This is a genomic window from Rheinheimera sp. B2H12, from assembly GCF_059620065.1.
On sequence record NZ_CM184363.1, the window covers coordinates 3,696,216 to 3,716,708 of the forward strand.

18 protein-coding genes are annotated in these 20,493 nt (G+C 50.6%); 4 read left to right on the top strand and 14 right to left on the bottom strand.

Annotated elements, in window-relative coordinates:
* Window positions 1–2: 2 nt before the first annotated feature.
* Window positions 3–1,334, bottom strand: coding sequence for a 23S rRNA (uracil(1939)-C(5))-methyltransferase RlmD (gene rlmD, locus AC53GJ_RS15860; RefSeq protein ID WP_496729125.1), 1,332 nt, complete (start codon window positions 1,332–1,334; stop codon window positions 3–5).
* 122 nt (window positions 1,335–1,456) lie between these two features.
* Here rlmD and barA point away from each other — a divergent pair, with 122 nt between their 5' ends.
* Together barA and AC53GJ_RS15870 are read left to right on the top strand one after the other, a co-directional pair.
* The gene (gene barA, locus AC53GJ_RS15865; RefSeq protein ID WP_496729127.1) at window positions 1,457–4,249 is read left to right on the top strand and encodes a two-component sensor histidine kinase BarA; all 2,793 of its coding nucleotides are present in this window, start codon (window positions 1,457–1,459) and stop codon (window positions 4,247–4,249) included.
* Window positions 4,250–4,482: 233 nt separating this feature from the next.
* Window positions 4,483–4,866 carry a MerC domain-containing protein gene (locus tag AC53GJ_RS15870; RefSeq protein WP_496729129.1) on the top strand — a complete coding sequence of 128 codons (384 nt, stop codon included), beginning with the start codon at window positions 4,483–4,485 and terminating at the stop codon, window positions 4,864–4,866.
* Here AC53GJ_RS15870 and AC53GJ_RS15875 read toward each other — a convergent pair.
* Both AC53GJ_RS15875 and AC53GJ_RS15880 read right to left on the bottom strand, forming a co-directional pair.
* Window positions 4,861–6,006 (bottom strand): CobW family GTP-binding protein, encoded by a 1,146-nt coding sequence (locus AC53GJ_RS15875; protein ID WP_496729131.1) that lies wholly within the window; start codon window positions 6,004–6,006, stop codon window positions 4,861–4,863. The genes AC53GJ_RS15870 and AC53GJ_RS15875 overlap by 6 nt on opposite strands.
* A 50-nt stretch (window positions 6,007–6,056) precedes the next feature.
* Window positions 6,057–7,430, bottom strand: a complete 1,374-nt coding sequence (locus AC53GJ_RS15880) for a dihydroorotase (RefSeq protein WP_496729133.1) — start codon at window positions 7,428–7,430, stop codon at window positions 6,057–6,059.
* Between the two features lie 221 nt (window positions 7,431–7,651).
* Here AC53GJ_RS15880 and AC53GJ_RS15885 point away from each other — a divergent pair, with 221 nt between their 5' ends.
* Window positions 7,652–9,163, top strand: coding sequence for a leucyl aminopeptidase (locus AC53GJ_RS15885; RefSeq protein WP_496729135.1), 1,512 nt, complete (start codon window positions 7,652–7,654; stop codon window positions 9,161–9,163).
* Window positions 9,164–9,229: 66 nt separating this feature from the next.
* Here the strand turns inward: AC53GJ_RS15885 and acpS are convergent, their stop codons facing one another.
* The 11 genes from acpS to rpoE form a co-directional block, all read right to left on the bottom strand.
* On the bottom strand, window positions 9,230–9,610 hold the full coding sequence (gene acpS, locus AC53GJ_RS15890) for a holo-ACP synthase (RefSeq protein WP_496729137.1): 381 nt from the start codon (window positions 9,608–9,610) through the stop codon (window positions 9,230–9,232).
* Window positions 9,610–10,341, bottom strand: coding sequence for a pyridoxine 5'-phosphate synthase (gene pdxJ / locus AC53GJ_RS15895; protein ID WP_496729139.1), 732 nt, complete (start codon window positions 10,339–10,341; stop codon window positions 9,610–9,612). Before pdxJ ends, acpS begins: the two co-directional genes overlap by 1 nt.
* Window positions 10,342–10,412: 71 nt before the next feature.
* A complete protein-coding gene (recO, locus tag AC53GJ_RS15900) occupies window positions 10,413–11,129 on the bottom strand; it encodes a DNA repair protein RecO (protein ID WP_496729141.1) in 717 nt (238 codons plus the stop codon).
* 1 nt (window position 11,130) lies between these two features.
* Complete coding sequence (gene era, locus AC53GJ_RS15905; RefSeq protein ID WP_496729143.1) at window positions 11,131–12,045, bottom strand: GTPase Era; 915 nt, start codon at window positions 12,043–12,045, stop codon at window positions 11,131–11,133.
* A complete protein-coding gene (gene rnc / locus AC53GJ_RS15910) occupies window positions 12,035–12,709 on the bottom strand; it encodes a ribonuclease III (protein WP_496729145.1) in 675 nt (224 codons plus the stop codon). The genes era and rnc overlap by 11 nt, the downstream gene beginning before the upstream one ends.
* Window positions 12,710–12,717: 8 nt before the next feature.
* Window positions 12,718–13,581, bottom strand: coding sequence for a signal peptidase I (gene lepB, locus AC53GJ_RS15915; protein ID WP_496729147.1), 864 nt, complete (start codon window positions 13,579–13,581; stop codon window positions 12,718–12,720).
* 210 nt (window positions 13,582–13,791) lie between these two features.
* Window positions 13,792–15,591, bottom strand: a complete 1,800-nt coding sequence (gene lepA, locus AC53GJ_RS15920; protein ID WP_496729149.1) for a translation elongation factor 4 — start codon at window positions 15,589–15,591, stop codon at window positions 13,792–13,794.
* Between the two features lie 220 nt (window positions 15,592–15,811).
* Window positions 15,812–16,267 (bottom strand): SoxR reducing system RseC family protein, encoded by a 456-nt coding sequence (locus AC53GJ_RS15925; RefSeq protein ID WP_496729151.1) that lies wholly within the window; start codon window positions 16,265–16,267, stop codon window positions 15,812–15,814.
* Between the two features lie 41 nt (window positions 16,268–16,308).
* A complete protein-coding gene (locus AC53GJ_RS15930; protein WP_496729153.1) occupies window positions 16,309–17,238 on the bottom strand; it encodes a MucB/RseB C-terminal domain-containing protein in 930 nt (309 codons plus the stop codon).
* Between the two features lie 21 nt (window positions 17,239–17,259).
* The gene (locus tag AC53GJ_RS15935) at window positions 17,260–17,904 is read right to left on the bottom strand and encodes a sigma-E factor negative regulatory protein (protein ID WP_496729154.1); all 645 of its coding nucleotides are present in this window, start codon (window positions 17,902–17,904) and stop codon (window positions 17,260–17,262) included.
* Window positions 17,905–17,929: 25 nt separating this feature from the next.
* Window positions 17,930–18,505: an RNA polymerase sigma factor RpoE gene (gene rpoE / locus AC53GJ_RS15940; protein ID WP_496729155.1), complete on the bottom strand. Its 576-nt coding sequence runs from the start codon at window positions 18,503–18,505 to the stop codon at window positions 17,930–17,932.
* A gap of 268 nt (window positions 18,506–18,773) precedes the next feature.
* Between rpoE and nadB the strand changes: the two genes are divergently transcribed.
* Window positions 18,774–20,384, top strand: a complete 1,611-nt coding sequence (gene nadB / locus AC53GJ_RS15945; RefSeq protein WP_496729156.1) for an L-aspartate oxidase — start codon at window positions 18,774–18,776, stop codon at window positions 20,382–20,384.
* Window positions 20,385–20,493: the final 109 nt, after the last annotated feature.

Here is a 20,493-nt window from a genome sequence, read left to right on the forward strand (position 1 = left end):
AACTACTGCCTCGTATGTTGGAATAATGCCATCAGTTCAAGATGACTGGTAAATGGAAACATATCCATCAGACTGATTTTGCAAAGCTGATAGCCTTTATCCAATAACACCTTGGCATCCCGTGCAAAAGTGGTCGGATTACAGGAGACATACAATACCTGTGCCGGTTTCAACCTTGCTATCTCATCAATGGCACCCAGTGCACCGGCACGGGCTGGATCCAGCAATATTTTCTGGTACTGAGGTTGATTCCAGTCAGCTTTGGGCCAGGCTAAATGCAAATCTGCCTGGGCAAACTGCAACTGCTGCAGGCCATTTTGTACCGCATTTTGCCTGGCAGTATCAACCATCGTTTGCACCCCTTCCAAGCCTACCACTTGTGCACCGGCTTGTGCTAATGCCAAACTGAAATTACCAATTCCACAATATAAATCCAGAATTTTTTCATGCTGTTGTGGTGCTAACCAGGCAACGGCCTGCGCCACCATTGCCTGATTCACTTCACTGTTGACCTGAATAAAATCAGTGGGTTGAAAACTCAGCCGCAGACCTGCTGCCAGTTGATAGCCAGGTTGTGGCTGCGCTTCGGACCAAGGCTGCAACTGGTCTGGCTCGGCTTCCCCAAGCCAGTGTGCTGTTGGCCAGGCTTGCTGTAACAACTGTCGATCCGAAGCTGGTAAGGATCGAATATGCCGCACCACCACAAAAGCCTGACCATCGGCATCCAGCACTTCAACATGGGTCACCGCACTTCCCTGCTGCAACTGCGGCAGGGTTTGCTTCAGCACCGCCAGGACTGGCGCAATCACTGGACTCAGCACCATACAATCGGCAACCGGGGTAATTTCTTTACCACCGGCACGGCGAAAACCGACAGTAAACTGGCTGGTTTTTTTCTCAAACCACACACCAATCCGGGCTTTGCGCCGATAGCCGCTGGCATTTGAAACAATCATCGGCTGCCAGGGGATTTGTGTGAGTTTTAACTGATGCTGCAATTGCTGCTCCAGCGCCTGTTGTTTCAACTGACGGGCTTGCTCCGCACCAACATAGTGCAACTGACAACCGCCACAGCTGGCAAAAAAGCGACATGCTGGTGCAATCCGCTCAGGCGCTGGCTGCAATACTTTCACCACCTGGCCTTTTAAATACTGTGCTTTTTGTTCTGTGACTTTAACCCGGACCAGCTCGCCTGGCAAAGCACCTTCGATAAAACAAATTTTGCCCTGATGATAAGCAATACTCTGGGCTTCCTGATCCCAGCGCTGCACGGTCAACTCCAGCTGCGGCATAGTTGCTGCGGTCTTAGCTTTTGATTTATAAATAGTTACCATAAAAATTCCGGCCTTGCCTGCCTGCTCAGTCCCTGATCAAAGCCAGGTCCGGCGGTAGGTTTTTTGTTGTGCTTATGTCATGATGGCGCTTTGACTGACCATTGTAGCAAGCAGCGGGCAAGATGACGAAGATTGGTTTACGCGATTGGATTTTACTCATTACTTTAGTGCCGACTTTGCTGATCAGCTTATGTCTTGGCAGCTATTTCAGTTATGCCCGCTATCAGGATTTACAAAGTTATCTGGAAGAACAGGCCAGTAACATCGCAGAACCTTTGGCGATTGCTGCCGAACAAGGGTTATTACAGGACAACCAAGCTCAATTACAGCGTTTGCTGAATATTACCCACCGCAAAAATTCACCGCTGGTACGCACTATCGCCATTTTTGATCATCAGCATAAGTTAGTGGTTACTTCAAATTTCCACCGTGATTTTAATCGCTTACAACTGAGCAGCAACCAGCCGCTGCCTGAATACCGCCAGATTGATGATCAGGGACCATGGCTACTGATCCGGGTCCCGATCAAACTGGAAACCAGCCATGTGGTGGATATTGCGATGCAGGCCGACCTGACCGGTGCCAGTCTGGGTAAAGTGCTGGATGCAGAAGGCAGGTTGGGTTATGTGGTTGTTGAAATAGAAAAAGATAAGGTGCTGCTGGCACAACAAACCTCATTATTGATTTCGTTATTGATTATCCTGCTCGGACTGATTGTCAGTCTGATCTTGAGTTTGCGGCTGATTGGCCGGCTGAGCCAGCCGTTGCAGCAACTGAATAACCAAATCGAAAAACTGGCTGAAGGTCGTTTTCCCAACCAGCTGGAACAACCTTATTTTGGTGAATTAGATCAGATGCGCAATGGGATTAATTTGCTGGCGCATGAGCTGAAACGCTATAAAGATGACATGCAACATGCCATTGATCAGTCGACCAGCGATCTGACCCACACCATGGAGCAGTTGGAAATGCAAAACGTGGCGCTGGATATGGCGCGGCGTAAAGCACAGGAAGATAACAAACTCAAATCAGAATTCCTGGCCAAAATGAGTCATGAATTGCGAACTCCGCTCAATGGCGTGATTGGTTTTACCCGGCAATTATTGAAAACGACGCTGACCCATCACCAACAGGATTATCTCAATACCATTCAAAAATCCGCCAACAGCCTGCTGACGCTGGTGAATGATGTACTGGATTATGCCAAGCTGGAAGAAGGCCGGATGCCGATTAATCCGGAGCCTTTTTCGCTGCGGGATATGGTCAATGACTCGATTGAATTACTGGCGGCCAATGCTTTTGAGAAACAACTCGAATTGGCTTTATTGATAGAACCGGATTGTCCGGATGATATAATCGGCGATGCACTTCGAATTAATCAGGTACTGATGAATATCGCAGGCAACGCCATTAAATTTACTGAACATGGCAGCATCGTGGTCAGGGTATCTGCCAGCACCATGCATGAAGATAAATTGATGTTGCATTTTTCGGTGCAGGATACCGGCATCGGCATCCCTACGGCGCAACAAGAACAATTATTCTATGGTTTTTCTCAGGCCGACGGCAGCATTGGCCGCCGTTATGGTGGCACAGGATTAGGCTTGTTTATTTCCCAGCGACTGGCCGAAGCCATGGGGGGCAGTATCGGCTTTGACAGTCAGCCGGCACAAGGCTCAACCTTCTGGTTTACCGTCAGTTGTCGCCGTCATCCGCTGAGTGTATCCGAGGCTTTACCGGTCGAGGTGTTGCAACATAAAACGGTGTTATATATCGAGCCGCAAATGTTTTCGCGCGAAGCCACGTTATCCTTGCTCAACAGCTGGGGCATGCAAGTCGCGGCCTGTGCCACAGCCAGCCAGTTACAACTGGCGTTGCAGCAAAACCCACATTTTGATATGGCGATTGTCGGGCGGGCGGTGTCATTGGATCAAGTCAATCAGTTGATGGAACTCATTCGGCAACTGAGCCAGTCTTGTCAGCATATTTATTTACTGGTCAATACTTTATCACCAAATCTACGGGAAGCGTTGCTGCAAACCGGTGCCAATGCCTGTTTATCCAAACCGGCCCATCAACGTAAACTGGCTACAGCGCTGGCGCGGCCTTATTTGCGTCAACAGTTGCAAATCCAACCTGCACCGACCATAGCAAAAAGCAAACAGCGGGTGCTGACGGTAGACGATAACGAAGCCAACCTAAAACTGATCAACACCTTGTTAAGGGAGCTGGTGGAAAGTATTGATTCGGCCAGCAACGGCGCTGAAGCCTGGCAAAAAGCATCGCAAGCCCACTATGATTTGATTTTTATGGACATCAACATGCCAGTGATGGACGGTATCACCGCCTGTCAGCGAATTCGGCAAAGCTCGATGAATGAAGCGACGCCTATTATTGCGGTGACCGCTTATGCCTTAGAAGGTGAACGCGAGCGGCTGATGTCGATGGGATTCTGCGAGTTTCTCAGTAAACCGCTGGATGAACAGATGCTGCATTATGCGCTTAAAGAATATTGCCAGCCGGTGAGTGCAAACCCAACGGCTGGCAACGACAGCGATTTGTCTGGCTTACCGCAAAGCCCACACCTGGACTGGGAACTGGCGTTGGCGCGCGCTGCCGGCAAAATTGAACTGGCCAAAGAAATGCTACAGATCTTATTGCATAGTTTGCCAGCCACGCTGGCTGAATTGGAACAATTGATGCGCAGCCGGCAACTGGATCCCCTGATCCAACTGGTGCATAAACTGCACGGGGCCACTTGTTACACCGGGGTACCACAAATCCGGCAACTGGCTGAACTGATTGAAACCGAATTAAAACAGGGCAAAAGTATCGAACAACTGGAGCCAGAATTATTCGAATTACAAGATCGATTACAAGCTTTGCTGGATGAATCGCTGCACTGGAGCTGGTAGCTGGATCGGTCTGGCATGCTGATATCCAGGCCGTATAACTTTCAGTTGAATACTTTTATATCTGCAACAACCGGATTTGCAGCGAGCGCATCAGCCAGCCGCGTTGCGAAACAAGCCAGAGCTATCAGTAGCTAAATGAGAATACCTCTCATTAAACTGGTTTTATGCGGCAAAATGTTATACTATCACACAAATTTCGCCCTAGCGCTCAGTTGACCCCTGCAGAGATTAAGATGAAAAAAGATCTAGTCGGTATCCTTTTGTCCTTGTTATGCATAGCGCATTGCCTGCTGCCTGCCTTATTGATGTTGCTTGGTGCCGCTGGGGTGCTTAGTTGGTGGTGGACATCAGAATGGGTGCATTATTTGCTGCTGGCGCCGATAGTGCTGGTGTTGTTGCTGAGTCTGCCTGCCTCTTACCGGCGGCATCAGCAGAAGTTACCTTTGCTCCTGGCTGCAGCGGGTCTGAGTTTGTTGCTGCTGTCCATGATCTTGCCGGAACAGTTGGAAGCGATGCTGGCGGTCAGCGGCGGTTTATTGCTGGCAAGTGCACATGGCTACAACCGGCATCTATACCGGCGTTGCCAACAAAGGGCGTTGCAGCCGCTGTCGTTATAGCCCGGGATCCAGTAAAAATAACTCAAAGGTGCGGGCCAGCGTGGCCCGGTCAATGTCGCAGGTAATAAATACCAGCTTGCTTTGACGGTCTTGATCAGGCCATTGTGCTAAAAATGCTGGCGGGTGAAAAATATGCTGCACCCCATGGATCACCATCGGACCTGCATGATCTTTCAGGTGAATCATCCCTTTGAGCCTGAGTAAGTTATGTCCCATCAATTGCATCACTAATTGCAGCCAGCCTTCAAAACGCCCGGCACAAAAAGGCGTATCAAAAGTAAAACAATGCGCCTGGATCTGATCATCATGTCGGTTCACATCTCCTGCGCTGCCAGCCTCAGTGGCCACATTCATCTCACGCAGTGCCAACCGGCTCCGGCCTGGCTTTAGAGGTTTGAAGGGTTGCTGCGGCGCAAAGGCCTGAATATTCAGCCATTGTGTCATCGGCGTTGCACAAAGCTCCGGCTCTATATGATCCAACTGCAGCAACTCAGCGGCTGCCAGCGCACCATCCTGCACCTGTAACAAGCGGGCTTGCGGATTCATCCGCTTTAACCTTTGCAGTAAACTTTGCTGTGACAACTCTGGATCTGTTGCTGCATCCGCTGTCAGATCGGTTTTGGTCAGCAACAGCAAATCCGCCAATCCGGCTTGTTTTTGCGCTTCCGGATGCCGGTCCAGCGTGGCCATTGCATTCACCGCATCTATAGTGGTCACGACCCCTTGCAAGCGGTATTGGCTAAATACCGACCGGTCAGTGAACAAGGTATGCAGCACAGGGGCCGGATCCGCCAGGCCGGTAGTTTCTATGATGACCCGGTCAAATTGCCGCACGCCGTTGCGGGCGTAACGCCAGCTGGCATCACGCAAGGTTTTGGCCAGATCACCCCGAATGGTGCAACACAAGCAGCCGCTGCCCAATTCGACGACGATGTCTTCATTCGCGTGGCTAACGAGCAAATGATCCAGACTGACGGCACCAAATTCATTGATAATCACCAGTGTCCTGGCCATGTCAGCTTGTTTCAGCAGTTGGTTTAACACTGTGGTTTTACCACTGCCTAAAAAACCGGTCAGCAGATAGACCGGGATGCGCGGTGCAGCTAAGCTTGCGGATGTGGTTGCCGTTGTTATGGTCATGACAATCCTCCGGCCGAAAGTTGGGTGACTGAAACAAATAAATCCATCGCTTAATCCCGTAAAAATCGTAAGGGTTGCGGTTTGGCCCAGGCTGCTGGCAAAGGTTGTAGCCGCCCCTGATGATAACGCCGCGCACCATTAACAAAGGTGCTGCAAATTCTAGCCGGCAGGGTTTCCCCGACCAATGGGCTCCACTGACAGTGATACAGCACATCGCTTTGCCGCACCTTGGTCGGCTGGGCTAAATCCACCAACACCAGATCGGCATAATAACCTTCACGCAAAAAACCTCGTTCGGCAATCGCGAAGCGCTGTGCTGGCGCATGGGCAGTTTTTTCCACCAGTTGCGTCAGGCTGAGTTCACCTTGTTGCACTAATTCCAGCAGCGACAACAAGGCATGCTGTACCAGCGGTAAACCTGCAGGCGCCTGCAGATAAGGCGCAGATTTTTCGGTCCTGGTATGGGGCGCATGATCAGTGGCAATAATATCCAGTCGGCCATCGCGCAAAGCGGCGCGTAACGCAGCCCGATCGGCCTGACTTTTCACCGCTGGATTACATTTCAGTAAGTTGCCGAGCCTGGCATAGTCCTCGGCACTATAACGCAGGTGATGCACACAAACTTCGGCGGTAATATGTTTCTGTGACAGCGGTAAAGCCGTGAACAAAGCCAGTTCTTTGGCGGTGGTCAGATGCAACACATGTAATTGACTGCGGTATCGCTTAGCCAGGGCCACCGCATAAGAGGAGGAAGCGTAACAAGCAGCGTCATCCCGGATCAGCGGGTGAAATTCAGCACTGAGTGCACTACCATACTGCTGTTGGATCCTAGCTTGGTTTGCTGCGATCACGCGGCTATCTTCGCAGTGCGTGGCAATTAAAATCGGACATTCGCGGAAAATATGCTCCAGCGCGACCGGATTATCGACCAGTAAATCGCCGGTCGAAGCGCCCATAAAGACTTTCACGCCACACACCTTTTGTCGGTCAACCGCCTGAATTTCAGCCAGATTGTTGTGGCTGGCGCCTAAATAAAACGAATAGTTGCCCCAGGCGCTTTGTGCTGCGATCGCAAATTTAGCGGCCAATGCCTGCCGGTCCAGCGTCGGCGGGCTGACATTTGGCATGTCCATAAAACTGGTGATGCCCCCTGCCACTGCCGCGGCTGATTCGGAGGCAATACTGCCTTTATGAGTTAAGCCTGGTTCACGAAAATGCACCTGATCGTCAATCATGCCCGGGAATAGGTGCAGACCACGGGCATCAATCAGCAGATCAGCCGGTTGCGCCTGCAGATCCGGCGCTATCCTTGCGATTCGATTATTTTCCAGCAGCATATCTGCCACCCATTCCCGGCCTTCGTTCACTAAGCAGGCGTTAAGAATTAAGGTCCGGTAAGGCGCTTCTGTTACAGTTGATTTCATCGGGATCCAGTCCACACCACAGCAAGATTTAATGTGATAATGTAACACATATAAAGTCTGACACAACAGCTGGCCATCGGTCATTGAAAAGGCTATCTGGCTGAACAACAAGCAAAAAGTAATCAGACTCTAGTCGCCTTTGCGCTGGCACTGGTCGCAATCTACTGGACTGCGCGGCCGGATCATCGAAGATGTTTTGATCTTATCCAGAGGAAAAATTTATGCAAAAAACTCAGCTGTTGTCGTTATCCTTGTTGTCATTGGCTTTGCTGCCAGCCCTCAGCGTCCAGGCAGCCAGCCAAATCAGCTTTACCCAACAAGCCACCACTGCCGATACTCAGGTATTGCTGGTGAGTCCAGACAGTCTGCAACAACAGCGCCACCCGCTGCTGCAGGACGCCCGGGTGCAGCAAGCGGTGAAAGCGGAACAATTTAGTGCTCAGCATGGCAAAAAGCTGGAATTACTGGCACCAACTGCCGGGATTTCCCGTTTGTTGCTGGTTGGCACCGGTGACAGCAGCAAGCTGACGGCGGCCAAAAGTAACAGTCTTGGTGGCGAGCTGACCGGTTATCTGCAAAGTAAAAGCCAACTGAGCAACGTCAGCATTGATGCCAGTGCTGTGGCCGAACATGCCGCGGCACTGGCACAAGGTATTGATTTACGCTCTTATCAATTTACTAAATACCATACCCGTAACAAGGCGAAAGCCGAGCTTGCGCTAGCGATGGTGGTGCCGGATCAACGGGCTACTGAAGCTCGTTTTGCCAAGCTCAGCGCCGTCAATGCCGGTGTCTTTTTAGCACGGGATCTGACCAATGAGCCGGCAGATGCCATTTATCCGGAGACTTTTGCTGCTGCCGCCTTGGAGCTGAAAAAGATTGGCGTCAAAGTCGAAGTGCTGGATGAAGCGGCGATGAAAAAACTGGGCATGGGCGCGATACTGGCCGTTGGCAAAGGCAGCAACAGGCCACCGCGACTGGTCGTGGCGCACTGGCAAAACAGTCAACAAGCACCGCTGGCCATTGTCGGCAAAGGCATTACCTTTGATACCGGTGGTTATAATTTAAAAACCGATGCCGCCTCTATCGTCAGGATGACCAGTGATATGGCCGGTGCGGCGGCTGCACTTGGCACCATCAAAGCACTGGCCCTGCAAAAAGCACCAGTCAACGTGGTGGCCATCATGGCGCTGGCAGAAAATAAAATCTCCGATCGGGCCATGCTACCAGGTGATGTCATTACCTCAGCGGCCGGTTTGACCATTCAGGTTGGCAATACCGACGCCGAAGGCCGCTTAGTGCTGGCGGATGGTCTGTGGTATGCCCGCGACAAATTTAAACCAAGAGCCATGGTCGATATCGCCACCTTAACTGGCTCGAAAGTTGGCGCCCTTGGCAGCTATTACGCCGGATTGTTTTCCGAGCACGAAGCCTTGGTGCAGCAATTAACCCTGGCTGGCAGCAAAGTGGATGAAGAAGTCTGGCGTTTACCGCTCAACAGCAAATTTGCCAATGAAATGAAAAGTGATATCGCTGATTTAACCAACAGCGGTAAAACCACAGGTGCCTCCAGTGCCGCCTGGTTCCTGCAACAATTTACCGGCGACACTCCCTGGGCCCATCTGGATATTGCCGGCAATGCGCTGACCAGCGCTGACAAAGGTGTGCATGTCACAGGCGCCACCGGTTATGGCGTGCGGTTACTGACCGAATGGGCGCTGACTCAGCCTTAAGCGAGCAGCACTGCCAACGGCAGCATGCCGCCTTTTATCAAGGAGCGGCATGCTGCTTAACAGGCTTTAATCAGCTTCGAAAATAACAGTGGCGCAGGCAAATGCCTGCTCGTCACTGATGGATAACCAGGTACGACTGATCCCCAACTGGGCTGCCATGTCTTTTGCCGCATCGGTCAGGGTCAGTACAGGCCTACCAAACTCGTCGTTACTGATGGCAAAATGCTGAAACGAAATGCCGCGACCAATGCCAGTGCCAAGTGCTTTAGCCGCGGCTTCTTTAGCAGCAAAACGTTTGGCAAAATAACGGGCTGGCTGCGAGTGCTGCTGGTAAATTTGCTGTTCCGCCTCGTTCAGCACACGCTGCACTAAGCGGGGTGTACGCAGCAAGCTTTGTTCTATCCGACTGATTTCAACAATATCAGTACCGAGTCCGACAATCGCCATCAGACTCTGGCCTCCACCATCAACCTTTTCATTTCGCTGACCGCCGGGCCTAAGCCGGTGAAAATGGCGCGGGCAATCAAAGCATGGCCGATATTCAGCTCATACATCTGCGGAATGGCGGCAATGGCCTGCACATTATGAAAATGCAAACCATGACCGGCATTGACGGTGATGCCAAGTGAGGCAGCATATGCAGCGGCAGCCCGGATCCGTTCCAGTTCAGCACGCTGTACTTTCGGGCAAGTGGCATCTGCATATGCGCCGGTGTGAATTTCGATAAATGGCGCGCCTGCTTTGGCGGTCGCATCAATCTGGGCAAAATCGGCATCAATAAACAACGACACCAGAATATTATCCCGCTGCAAGCTGGTCACAGCCTCAGCAATTTTACTGAACTGACCGGCAACATCCAGCCCGCCTTCCGTCGTCAGTTCCTGCCGTTTCTCCGGCACCAGACAGCAGAAATGCGGTTTTAATTGCTGTGCGATCCCCAGCATTTCATCGGTCACCCCCATCTCAAAATTCAGCCGGGTCTGGATGGTTTGTCTTAATAAAAACACATCCCGATCCTGAATATGGCGGCGGTCTTCCCGTAAGTGCACAGTAATGCCATCAGCACCGGCTTGCTCGGCCAGCAGTGCTGCATGCACAGGTTCCGGATACTGACTGCCACGCGCCTGACGAACGGTTGCGACATGATCAATGTTGACGCCTAAATAAATCGGTTGCATTGGGGCCTCTTTGGCTAAATTCAAATCAAAGCAAAAGGTCAATCAGCACAGCATGGCTGAATCTAGGCTTATTATCGGTGAAACAAAGCCCGACTGACCAGTGGTTTATGACCCAGTAATGGGTTGAGTAAACTGCGGCTCAGCTGCTTGGCAACGCGCAAGGCGTCATCATGCCACTGCTGCTGACCAATCGCCAACAATGCCTGACCAGACCAGCCGACAGCCATGCCCGGACTGGCGGCTGTCGACTGATGAGCAGTACGGATGAAACCCGCTTCCGGTTGCCACTGATAATAACAATCGGCTTGCAGCGGTTCACCCACAGCATCGTGCAGCAAATCAACTGGTAGCCCCAATTCAGCCAGCAAGGCCAGCTCAAAATTACGCAGCACCGGCTGTAACAAGCCCGGATGTGGCTGGGCGGCCTGCAAGGCATGGATACTGTGCTGATAAAGCGCAAACAGCTGCTCACTGCCGACATCCTGTGGCCAGATCCGGCAGATCAGTTCATTCAGATACATGGCGCTGAATAAAAAATCACCATGAAAATGCAAGGCGGGTTGTTGTTCTTCCAGACTACGGACAGTTTTCAGCTCACCACGGCCGCTCAGTTGCAGCGATAATAGGGCAAACTGCGGCCAGTGGCTGCGTCCGCCCTGCTTTTTACCGGGTCGGCGCGCCACAGCTCGCAACCGGCCTAACTCCGGCAGCAGTAAATCCAGCAACAATTTATCATCGCGAAAGGCAATACTGTGCAGCAGATACGCCGGGCGAAAGCCGTCCGGCATGTTAATCTTCGCCGTAACCGAGGCTGCGCAGCGCGCGTTCGTCGTCGGCCCAGCCAGATTTTACCTTAACCCACATTTGCAGAAAGACTGGCTGTTCAAACAAATCTTCCATATCTTTGCGGGCTTCAGTGGCAATGGTTTTGATCCGCTCGCCGGATTTACCAATCACCATCCGTTTTTGCGAATCGCGTTCCACCAGGATCAGCGCGGCGATATGGTAATGTTTTTCTTCCCATTTAAAACGTTCGATTTCCACGGTGACCGAATACGGCAACTCATCACCTAAAAACCGCATCAGTTTTTCCCGCACGATTTCCGACGCCATAAAACGTTGTGAACGGTCGGTAATGTAATCTTCCGGGAAGAAAAATTCGCATGGCGGTAACTGCTGCTGCACTGTCTCGCGTAGCGCCGCTACGTTGGTGCCTTTTTCAGCCGACAATGGAATAATTTGTAAAAACGACAACTGCGAACTCAGCCACTGTAAATGCGGCAGCAGTTCTTCTTTGTCTTTGTATAAATCAACTTTGTTGACCACCAGGATCACCGGCTTTTTTGCCGCGATCAGCCGGTTCAGCACCATCTGGTCATCTTCTACCCAGCGGGTGCCTTCCACCACAAAGATCACCAGCTCTACATCCAGAATCGAACTGGCAGCGGCTTTATTCATCAGCCGGTTAATCGCCCGTTTCTCTTCAGTGTGCAGACCTGGGGTATCCACATAGACCGTCTGATACTGACCGACGGTATCGATACCGACAATCCGGTGCCGGGTGGTTTGTGGTTTTTTCGAGGTGATACTCACTTTCTGACCAATCAACTGATTGAGTAAAGTCGACTTACCAACGTTCGGTCGGCCCACGATCGCCACCAGGCCAGCAAAAGTTTCCGTGGTTGCGGGGATATTATTTGTCATGTGTCAGTTGTTCCAGTACCAGATTGGCACAGTCCTGCTCGGCTTTACGCCTGGAGCTGCCGCTGGCGATCACAGGTTGGAATCCTGCGACGCTGCATTTTACGGTGAAGGTCTGATCGTGCGCCTCACCCTGAATTTCAGTGACTTCATAGGTCGGTAATGCCAGTTTGCGACCCTGCAGATACTCCTGCAATTTGGTTTTGGAGTCTTTTTGCACGCCAGGCTCAATCACCGTCAGGCGGGAACCAAACCAGGCCAAAATCCGTTCTTTGCAAACCTGCTCACCACCGTCGAGGTAAATTGCCCCTAAAATGGCTTCCACTGCATCGGCCAGAATGGACTCGCGGCGAAAACCACCGCTTTTCAGCTCGCCGGGACCTAACCGTAAAAACTCTGACAATTGCAATTCTTTGGCGATCTCAGCCAAAGTCACGCCTTTGACCAAAGATGCCCGCATCCTGGTTAAATCGCCTTCACGGGTTTTCGGAAAATTTTGGTACAAAGCTTCGGCGATGACAAAACTTAAAATCGCATCACCCAGAAATTCCAGTCTTTCGTTGTGCTTGCCTTTGCAACTCCGATGCGTCAGGGCCTGCTCCAGCAACTCAGGCTGCTGGAACTGGTAACCTATCCGGCGTTGTAAAGGTGTTAAAGAAACTTGCATGTCTACCCTTATTCAATAGCGCCCAGTCGTTCAAACCGGACACCGACCGGCACCCAGCCGGGGATCCAGCTGGTTGGGTCTTCATTAAATTCAAAACTCATCCAAATAAATACGGCTTTACCCACCAGATTCTGCTCTGGGACAAAACCCCAGAACCGGCTGTCCGCGCTGTGATCGCGGTTATCACCCATGGCAAAATAATGGCCTTCCGGCACCACAAACTCGCTGGTCTGCAAACCCGGCTGCCGGTAATAATTCTGAATCGGCTCTGATAACATGCCATTTTTCAGGATGTTATATTGCTTCGTCAGACCTTGTTCAGTAAAACGTTTTAACGGATAAGGCCCTAAGAAAAATTCACCTTCCGATTGCAGTTGCTGCGCCAATGGTTCCAAACCAGGACAGCTACTGGCTGTCGCTTTATCACAGGCTTTCTGAATAAATAACTGTTTGTCTTTATAAACAATTCTGTCACCAGGCAAACCAATAATGCGTTTGATGTAATCAATGGTTGGATCGACCGGATATTTAAACACCGCCACATCACCATGCGCCGGTTTACCGGTTTCAATCAGTGTAGTGCGCCAGATCGGGTCTTTCACGTCATAGGCGTACTTTTCCACCAGAATAAAATCACCGACCAATAAGGTTGGCATCATCGAACCGGATGGGATCTGGAAAGGCTCGTACAAAAATGATCGCAAAATAGTAATGATAGCAATCAGCGGAAAAATTGATTGTGCTGTTTCAAACAGATACGGCTGGGGTTCATCCGGCTGACGTTTTGGTTTAAACACCAATGCATCTAACAACCATAACAAACCACTGACCAGCGTCAGAACGACCAGAAAAATTGCAAAATAACCTGCCATGAAAATCTTAATCCTCGTATTGTGCTGTGTTCAGGGAGCTTAACGTGAAACCGGGCTGGCGCAGAGACAGGCCAGCCGATTTTTATTGTTACCAGATATCACCGCGTCGAAACTGGATCCTGTGCTGCATTGTCGCTGACTCCCGGTCAGTACAATATCTGAACCCACTCTGCAATTAAGCAGGCCAGCTTATCGCTGGCCTAAGCGGTGTTATTTACCGACTTTCAGGATGGCTAAGAAGGCTTCCTGTGGCACTTCCACATTACCAACCTGCTTCATCCGTTTTTTACCATCCTTTTGTTTCTGTAACAGTTTTTTCTTCCGACTGATATCACCGCCATAACATTTAGCCAGGACGTTTTTGCGTAATTGCTTTACCGTCGTTCTGGCAATCACATGGCTGCCGATCGCAGCTTGAATGGCGATATCAAACATCTGCCGTGGGATCAGCTCTTTCAGTTTTTCGGCCAGTTCACGACCGCGGCCCTGAGCAAAATCTTTGTGGCTGATAATGGCCAGCGCATCAACCCGCTCACCGTTGATCAGAATATCTACCCGCGACATATCCGAAGTCTGGAAACGTTTAAAGGCATAATCCAGCGAAGCATAACCACGGCTGGTTGATTTTAACCGGTCGAAGAAGTCCATCACCACTTCAGCCATTGGCAGTTCATACACCACAGCCACTTGACGGCCATGGTAGGTCATATTGATCTGCACACCACGTTTTTCGATACAAAGGTTAATCACGTTACCTAAGTATTCCTGTGGTACCAGAATATGAGCTTCCACGATAGGCTCACGGATTTCATCGATGCTGGCAACAGGTGGTAAATCACTTGGGTTATCGACCATCACAGTCTCACCGCCTTTAGTCACCACTTCATACACCACAGTCGGTGCTGTGGTGATCAGATCCAGATCGTATTCCCGTTCCAGTCGTTCCTGAATAATTTCCATATGCAGCATGCCAAGGAAACCAATGCGAAAACCAAAGCCCAAGGCGCTTGAGCTTTCTGGCTCATAAAATAATGATGAATCGTTCAGGCTCAGTTTTTCCAGCGCATCACGGAAATCTTCATAATCGTCAGAAGACACCGGATAAACCCCGGCATAGACCTGCGGTTTAATGCGTTTAAAGCCTGGCAACGGCTCAGTCGCCGCGTTTTTCGCCAGTGTCAGGGTATCACCGACTGGTGCACCTTTGATTTCTTTGATGCCCGCGATGATAAAACCTACTTCGCCCGTGCTCAACACGCCGGTATTTTTAGCTTTCGGCGTGAAGATACCGACTTTGTCGACTTCATACACGGCGCCGCTGGACATAATCTTGATTTTATCTTTGGCCTGAATTTTACCGTGTTTCACTCTCACCAGTGACACCACGCCTTGGTATGGGTCAAACCAGGAGTCAATGATCAACGCCTGAGTCGGCGCATCGACATCGCCTTCCGGACAAGGAATACCTTTGACGATGGTTTCTAACACATCTTCAATGCCCAGACCGGTTTTGGCAGAACATTGCACAGCACCAATAGCTTCAATACCGATAATATCTTCGATTTCTTCTGCCACCCGCTCTGGTTCAGCTTGTGGCAAATCGATTTTATTCAGTACTGGCAACACTTCCAGATTCATTTCCAGCGCGGTGTAACAGTTTGCTACGGTCTGCGCTTCCACGCCCTGACCGGCATCGACCACCAACAAGGCGCCTTCACAGGCTGCCAGCGAGCGGCTGACTTCGTAGGTGAAGTCAACGTGACCTGGGGTGTCGATAAAATTCAGCTGATAAATTTCACCATCTTTGGCTTTATAATTCAGCGTGACACTTTGCGCTTTGATGGTAATACCACGCTCGCGCTCTAAGTCCATCGAATCCAGCACCTGCTCCTGCATTTCGCGGTCCGATAAACCACCACAAAATTGAATTAAACGGTCTGACAGCGTCGACTTGCCATGGTCAATGTGGGCAATGACAGAGAAATTGCGGATATGAGATATTTTGGCCATTTTTTCCAATAAAACTAAGCTGACGCAGCCCGGCACGGGCAAAAGCTGAAACTGACACCTGTCAATCAGGCCGGATACCGGGAAACGAAGATTAAAATTGCCGCGAATTGTACTCGATTTAACACAAGGTTGCTATCGTTGTTCCAAAAGCGCCGCAACAGAACAACGCTTGCCACAGGCAGCTTCAAATCGCCGCAGCAGAGACCGGCAAAGGCAGTTGTCAGCACGGCTGATTGTGCACTTGTAACTGTGGCAACACCGCCAGAATTTCAACCTGCTCAGCAGCACCACCGATGCGCCGGCTTGCGAATCTCGCCAGCAACATGCCCACAGCCCCCGATAACAAAGCCAACAGCAACTGCCAGCCTTCGGTCAGTTGCAGCAGCACACCGAGGCCTGCGCCGCCGATAAAACCAAGTAGGGGTAATAGATAAACAAGCAAGGCTGATTTGAGTAAAACACCATCTGAGATACCTATTCTGACCTGTTGGCCAGGTAATAAGTCGCTATGATTGGGTAAAAAGAACTGATAATCGCGCCTTGTCATCGCTTTGGCCACAACGCCGCTGGTACAGCTATCACTGGCGGTACAGGATTGACAACTGCTGCTGACTTTGGTTTGTAGCCAGACCCCCTTGGCGTCAGTTTTGATGACGGTGGCAATTTCTTCAATCATGATGCTAACACCTATGTTGCAATGCGTATCGGCAATGCTGCTTATTGTACGCCGTCGGCCAATTGACTGGCTAATGCTGCTTGCAGCGGACCTATCACCACAATCTCGACATTGCCACGTGGCTGAACCAATAAAGTGGTAGCGCCATCCCTGAATGCCTGTGCTGGCAAACCATTACCCGGCTGGACAAAGACCGAAATCTGATGCAGACCATCGGTCAGCAACCAGGAAGCCAGCAACTGACTGGTCCTGCCAGACAACGGCATCGCCTGTGGTAACAGCCGATAACCATCCGGCAACCACCCCAGGCTAAAAGCTTTTTGCCCACTGTTTTCCACGGCTGTTGTCACCGGTTCGGCCGGTAAATCGGCAGTCATCAATGGCAATAATTCTGCAGGTAAACTGGGTTTAATCTGCAAGTGCACCACCATCCAGCGTTCCAGCACTTCATTATTTTGATCCACGGTATCTACCCGTAGTGGGAAACCGGTTTCGCCATCCAGCCATAACCAGTAACTGTATCTGCTGTTATGCAGCGCGGTTAAACGCAATAATTGAGCGGTCCGGCCCGACAACGAGGTACTGCTGCCTGGGATAGCATCATAAATAGTGGCGATATCCTGCTGCGGCTGGAATAAAATCGCCGGCAGTTCTTTGATGCTGTGATTCATGGTGACAAACACCGGGCTGGCAGGCGAAGCGTAATACACCCGGTCATTACGACGAAAAATGTCGGTGCCGACTTCATCTTGTGAAATCAGCTGTTCCAGCTCAGTTTTAATCGGCAAAGCACCATTTTGCTGATGGTGACCGTGCAACCAGCGGAAGGTTTGTAACTTATTGGCTTTGACCTGCACAAAAGTGACATCAAAATTATATTTTTTGACCGCATTCTGACCACGTTCAAACTGTTGCCAGCCACTGTCATCCGCCACAACGGAAAAAGCCAGCATCAGGATGCTGGCTGTCATACAAACAACTTTGAACATTGACTATTGCCCGCGATTCGGTTGCTCAGGAGGCGTCTGCGGAGATTTTTGCTGTTGAACCGTTTGTTCTAACAGCCTTTTTTGCTGCTGATGCGCTTGCATCAGTTCTTGTAACCGCCGCTGCTGTTCCAGTTGCACCCGTTGCTGCTGGGCATCAAAACGTGAATCAACCGAAGTCTGACTCAGACTGACCGGTGTCGCAACACCACCAATAGGACTGGTTTGCAGCACAGGAAGTGGCGAAATCAGCCCCTCATCACCAGTTTGCTGGTTTTGTTGCACCCCAACCACCGCCACAATGGCGACGCTGGCTGCAATAGCACCTTGCAACATAGTTTTCAGCCAAGGCTGATTGGCTGCAGTTTTCCACCAGGGCAGTTGTACAGCGGTTGTGGCCGGCACCAATTCAGCCACAACTTCAGGTTGTAACTGATGGGCAGGTTCATCTGCCAATAATAACTCAAACCGATCCGCAAAATTCATATCCAACTGTGTTGGTAATTCATTGCGCATGGCATTGCCAATCATCTGGTAACGTAACCATTGATCTTGCAAAGCAGGGTCTCGTAACAAATTGTCCAGTTCGGTAGCGCTGATGCCTTGATTATCACTCGCGGCAGATAGCCAATCTTGTTTTTCAGACGACATACTTGTTCCTGTCTTAGCTCGTTGGTCAGCTGACCAGAGGTTTCAGCTGAGAGTCAATTGCTTCACGTGCCCGAAAAATCCGGCTGCGCACAGTACCAATCGGACATCCCATCACTTCAGCAATCTCTTCGTAACTCAGGCCATCCATCTCACGCAAGGTAATTGCAATGCGTAACTCTTCCGGCAATTTTTCAATGGTGTCGAACACTACATGCCTGATTTCTTCGGTTAACAATAGCTTTTCCGGAGAATCCTGCACCTTTAACGCTTCACTACCATCGTAAGAATCGGCCTCTTCGGCATCGACATCTGTAGAAGGCGGTTTACGGCCATTTGCCACCAGATAGTTTTTTGCACTGTTGACGGCAATGCGATACAACCAGGTATAAAAGGCGCTATCACCACGGAATCCGGGCAGAGCCCGATAAGCTTTGATAAAAGCTTCTTGTGCCACATCGGCAACGTCGCCATGGTTAGAGACATACCTTGAAATTAAGTTCGCCAATCTGTGCTGATATTTTTTTACCAGTAGATTAAAAGCTGCTTTATCCCCTTGTTGTACCCGCTGGACTATCTGCCAATCCAATTCTTGCTCGCTCATCCGAGCTTGTCCCCTGTAATGCTTACTGCTAAATTTTGCAACCGGCTCTCGTCAAGCGTACCCTTATGACGAGGCCAACATGAAAAAGTTCGGTTTCGATGATAAAAAAGTTACAATAGCTTGATCGTAACTGCTTCAGATGTCATAAAACGCTGTGTTAAGGCCTTGAGCCCTGATACAAAACCTGCCTGGCGGCTCAGTCAGTTTAGCTTTGCCTGCCGGCTATTTATCTAATCAGATTCCGTTTTTGGTCGGACAAGTGTATCGCATGCAACAGCAAAAAGAACATGGTTGTGACGTTTTAATTATTGGTAGCGGTGCTGCCGGTTTATCCTTAGCCCTGGAATTAGCCGATCACCTGAATGTGATAGTGCTGAGTAAAGGCCCGCTGCGCGAAGGCTCAACTTTATATGCGCAAGGTGGCATCGCGGCGGTGTTTGACGAAAACGACAGTATTGACTCTCATGTCAATGACACGCTGATCGCCGGCGCTGGTCTTTGCGACAGCACGGCAGTGCAGTACACCGCTGAACACGCTAAAACCGCGATGGAATGGCTGATCAAGCAAGGGGTGCCTTTTGATCAGTATCGCGATGACGACGGCGTGCTGAAATATCACCTGACCCGCGAAGGCGGCCATAGCCACCGTCGTATTTTGCATGCCGCAGATGCAACCGGCCGCGCGGTGCAAATTACCCTGGTTGATCAGGTCAAAGCGCACCAGAATATTCGCTTGCTGGAAAACTACAACGCCATCGATTTAATCACAGCGCAAAAACTGGGTCTGGCTGGTAAGCATTGTTATGGTGCTTATGTCTGGAACCGCAATTCCGGCCAGGTTGAAGTGATTGCGGCCCGTTTTGTGGCGCTGGCCACTGGCGGCGCTAGTAAAGTCTATCTGTATACCAGTAATCCGGATGTGGCCAGTGGCGATGGCATCGCGATGGCATGGCGAGCCGGTTGCCGGGTCGCCAATATGGAATTTAATCAGTTTCACCCGACCAGTTTGTATCACCCGGATGCACGCAACTATCTGATCACCGAAGCAATGCGCGGTGAAGGCGCTTATTTACGCCGGCCGGATGGTAGCCGTTTTATGCCGGATTTTGATGAAAGAGCTGAATTAGCCCCACGCGATGTGGTGGCCAGAGCGATAGATTTTGAAATGAAACGGCTTGGTGTGCCTTGTGTTTATCTGGATATCAGTCATAAATCGAAAGATTTTATTCTGGAACATTTCCCGACCATTTACGCCAAATGTTTAAGTGTTGGCATTGATATCACCAAACAGCCGATCCCGGTGGTACCAGCCGCGCATTATACCTGCGGCGGCGTGATGACCAACCTCAATGGTCAGACCGATATCGACAATTTATATGCCATTGGTGAAGTGGCTTATACCGGTTTACATGGTGCCAACCGGATGGCGAGTAATTCGCTGCTCGAATGTGTGGTGTTTGCCCAAAGTGCGGCGCGGCATATTTTGCAGCATCTGAACGACAACGCCCCCCGCCCGGCCTTGCCACAATGGGACGAAAGCCGGGTCAGTAATTCAGATGAAGAAGTGGTGATCACCCATAATTGGCATGAACTGCGGCTCTTTATGTGGGACTTTGTCGGTATAGTCCGCACCACCAAACGGCTGGAGCGCGCATTACACCGCGTCGAATTATTGCAGCGGGAAATTCAGGAATATTATCGTCATGTCAAAGTTAGCAATAATTTGCTGGAACTGCGCAATCTGACGATGGTGGCCGAACTCATCATCCGTTCGGCGATGGCACGTAAAGAAAGTCGCGGCTTGCATTACACCCTGGATTATCCGGCGCAGTTGGACGCGCCGGTCCCGACTATTCTGACACCGCCGCAGCGCAACTAGTCTTAACGGACTGCTGCTGACAAACGGCAGTTCAAATTCAAACCCAGTCTCGAGCCTGACAGCAACGAGCATGGACACTCTGCTAACGGGGTGTCCAGCCTACTTTACC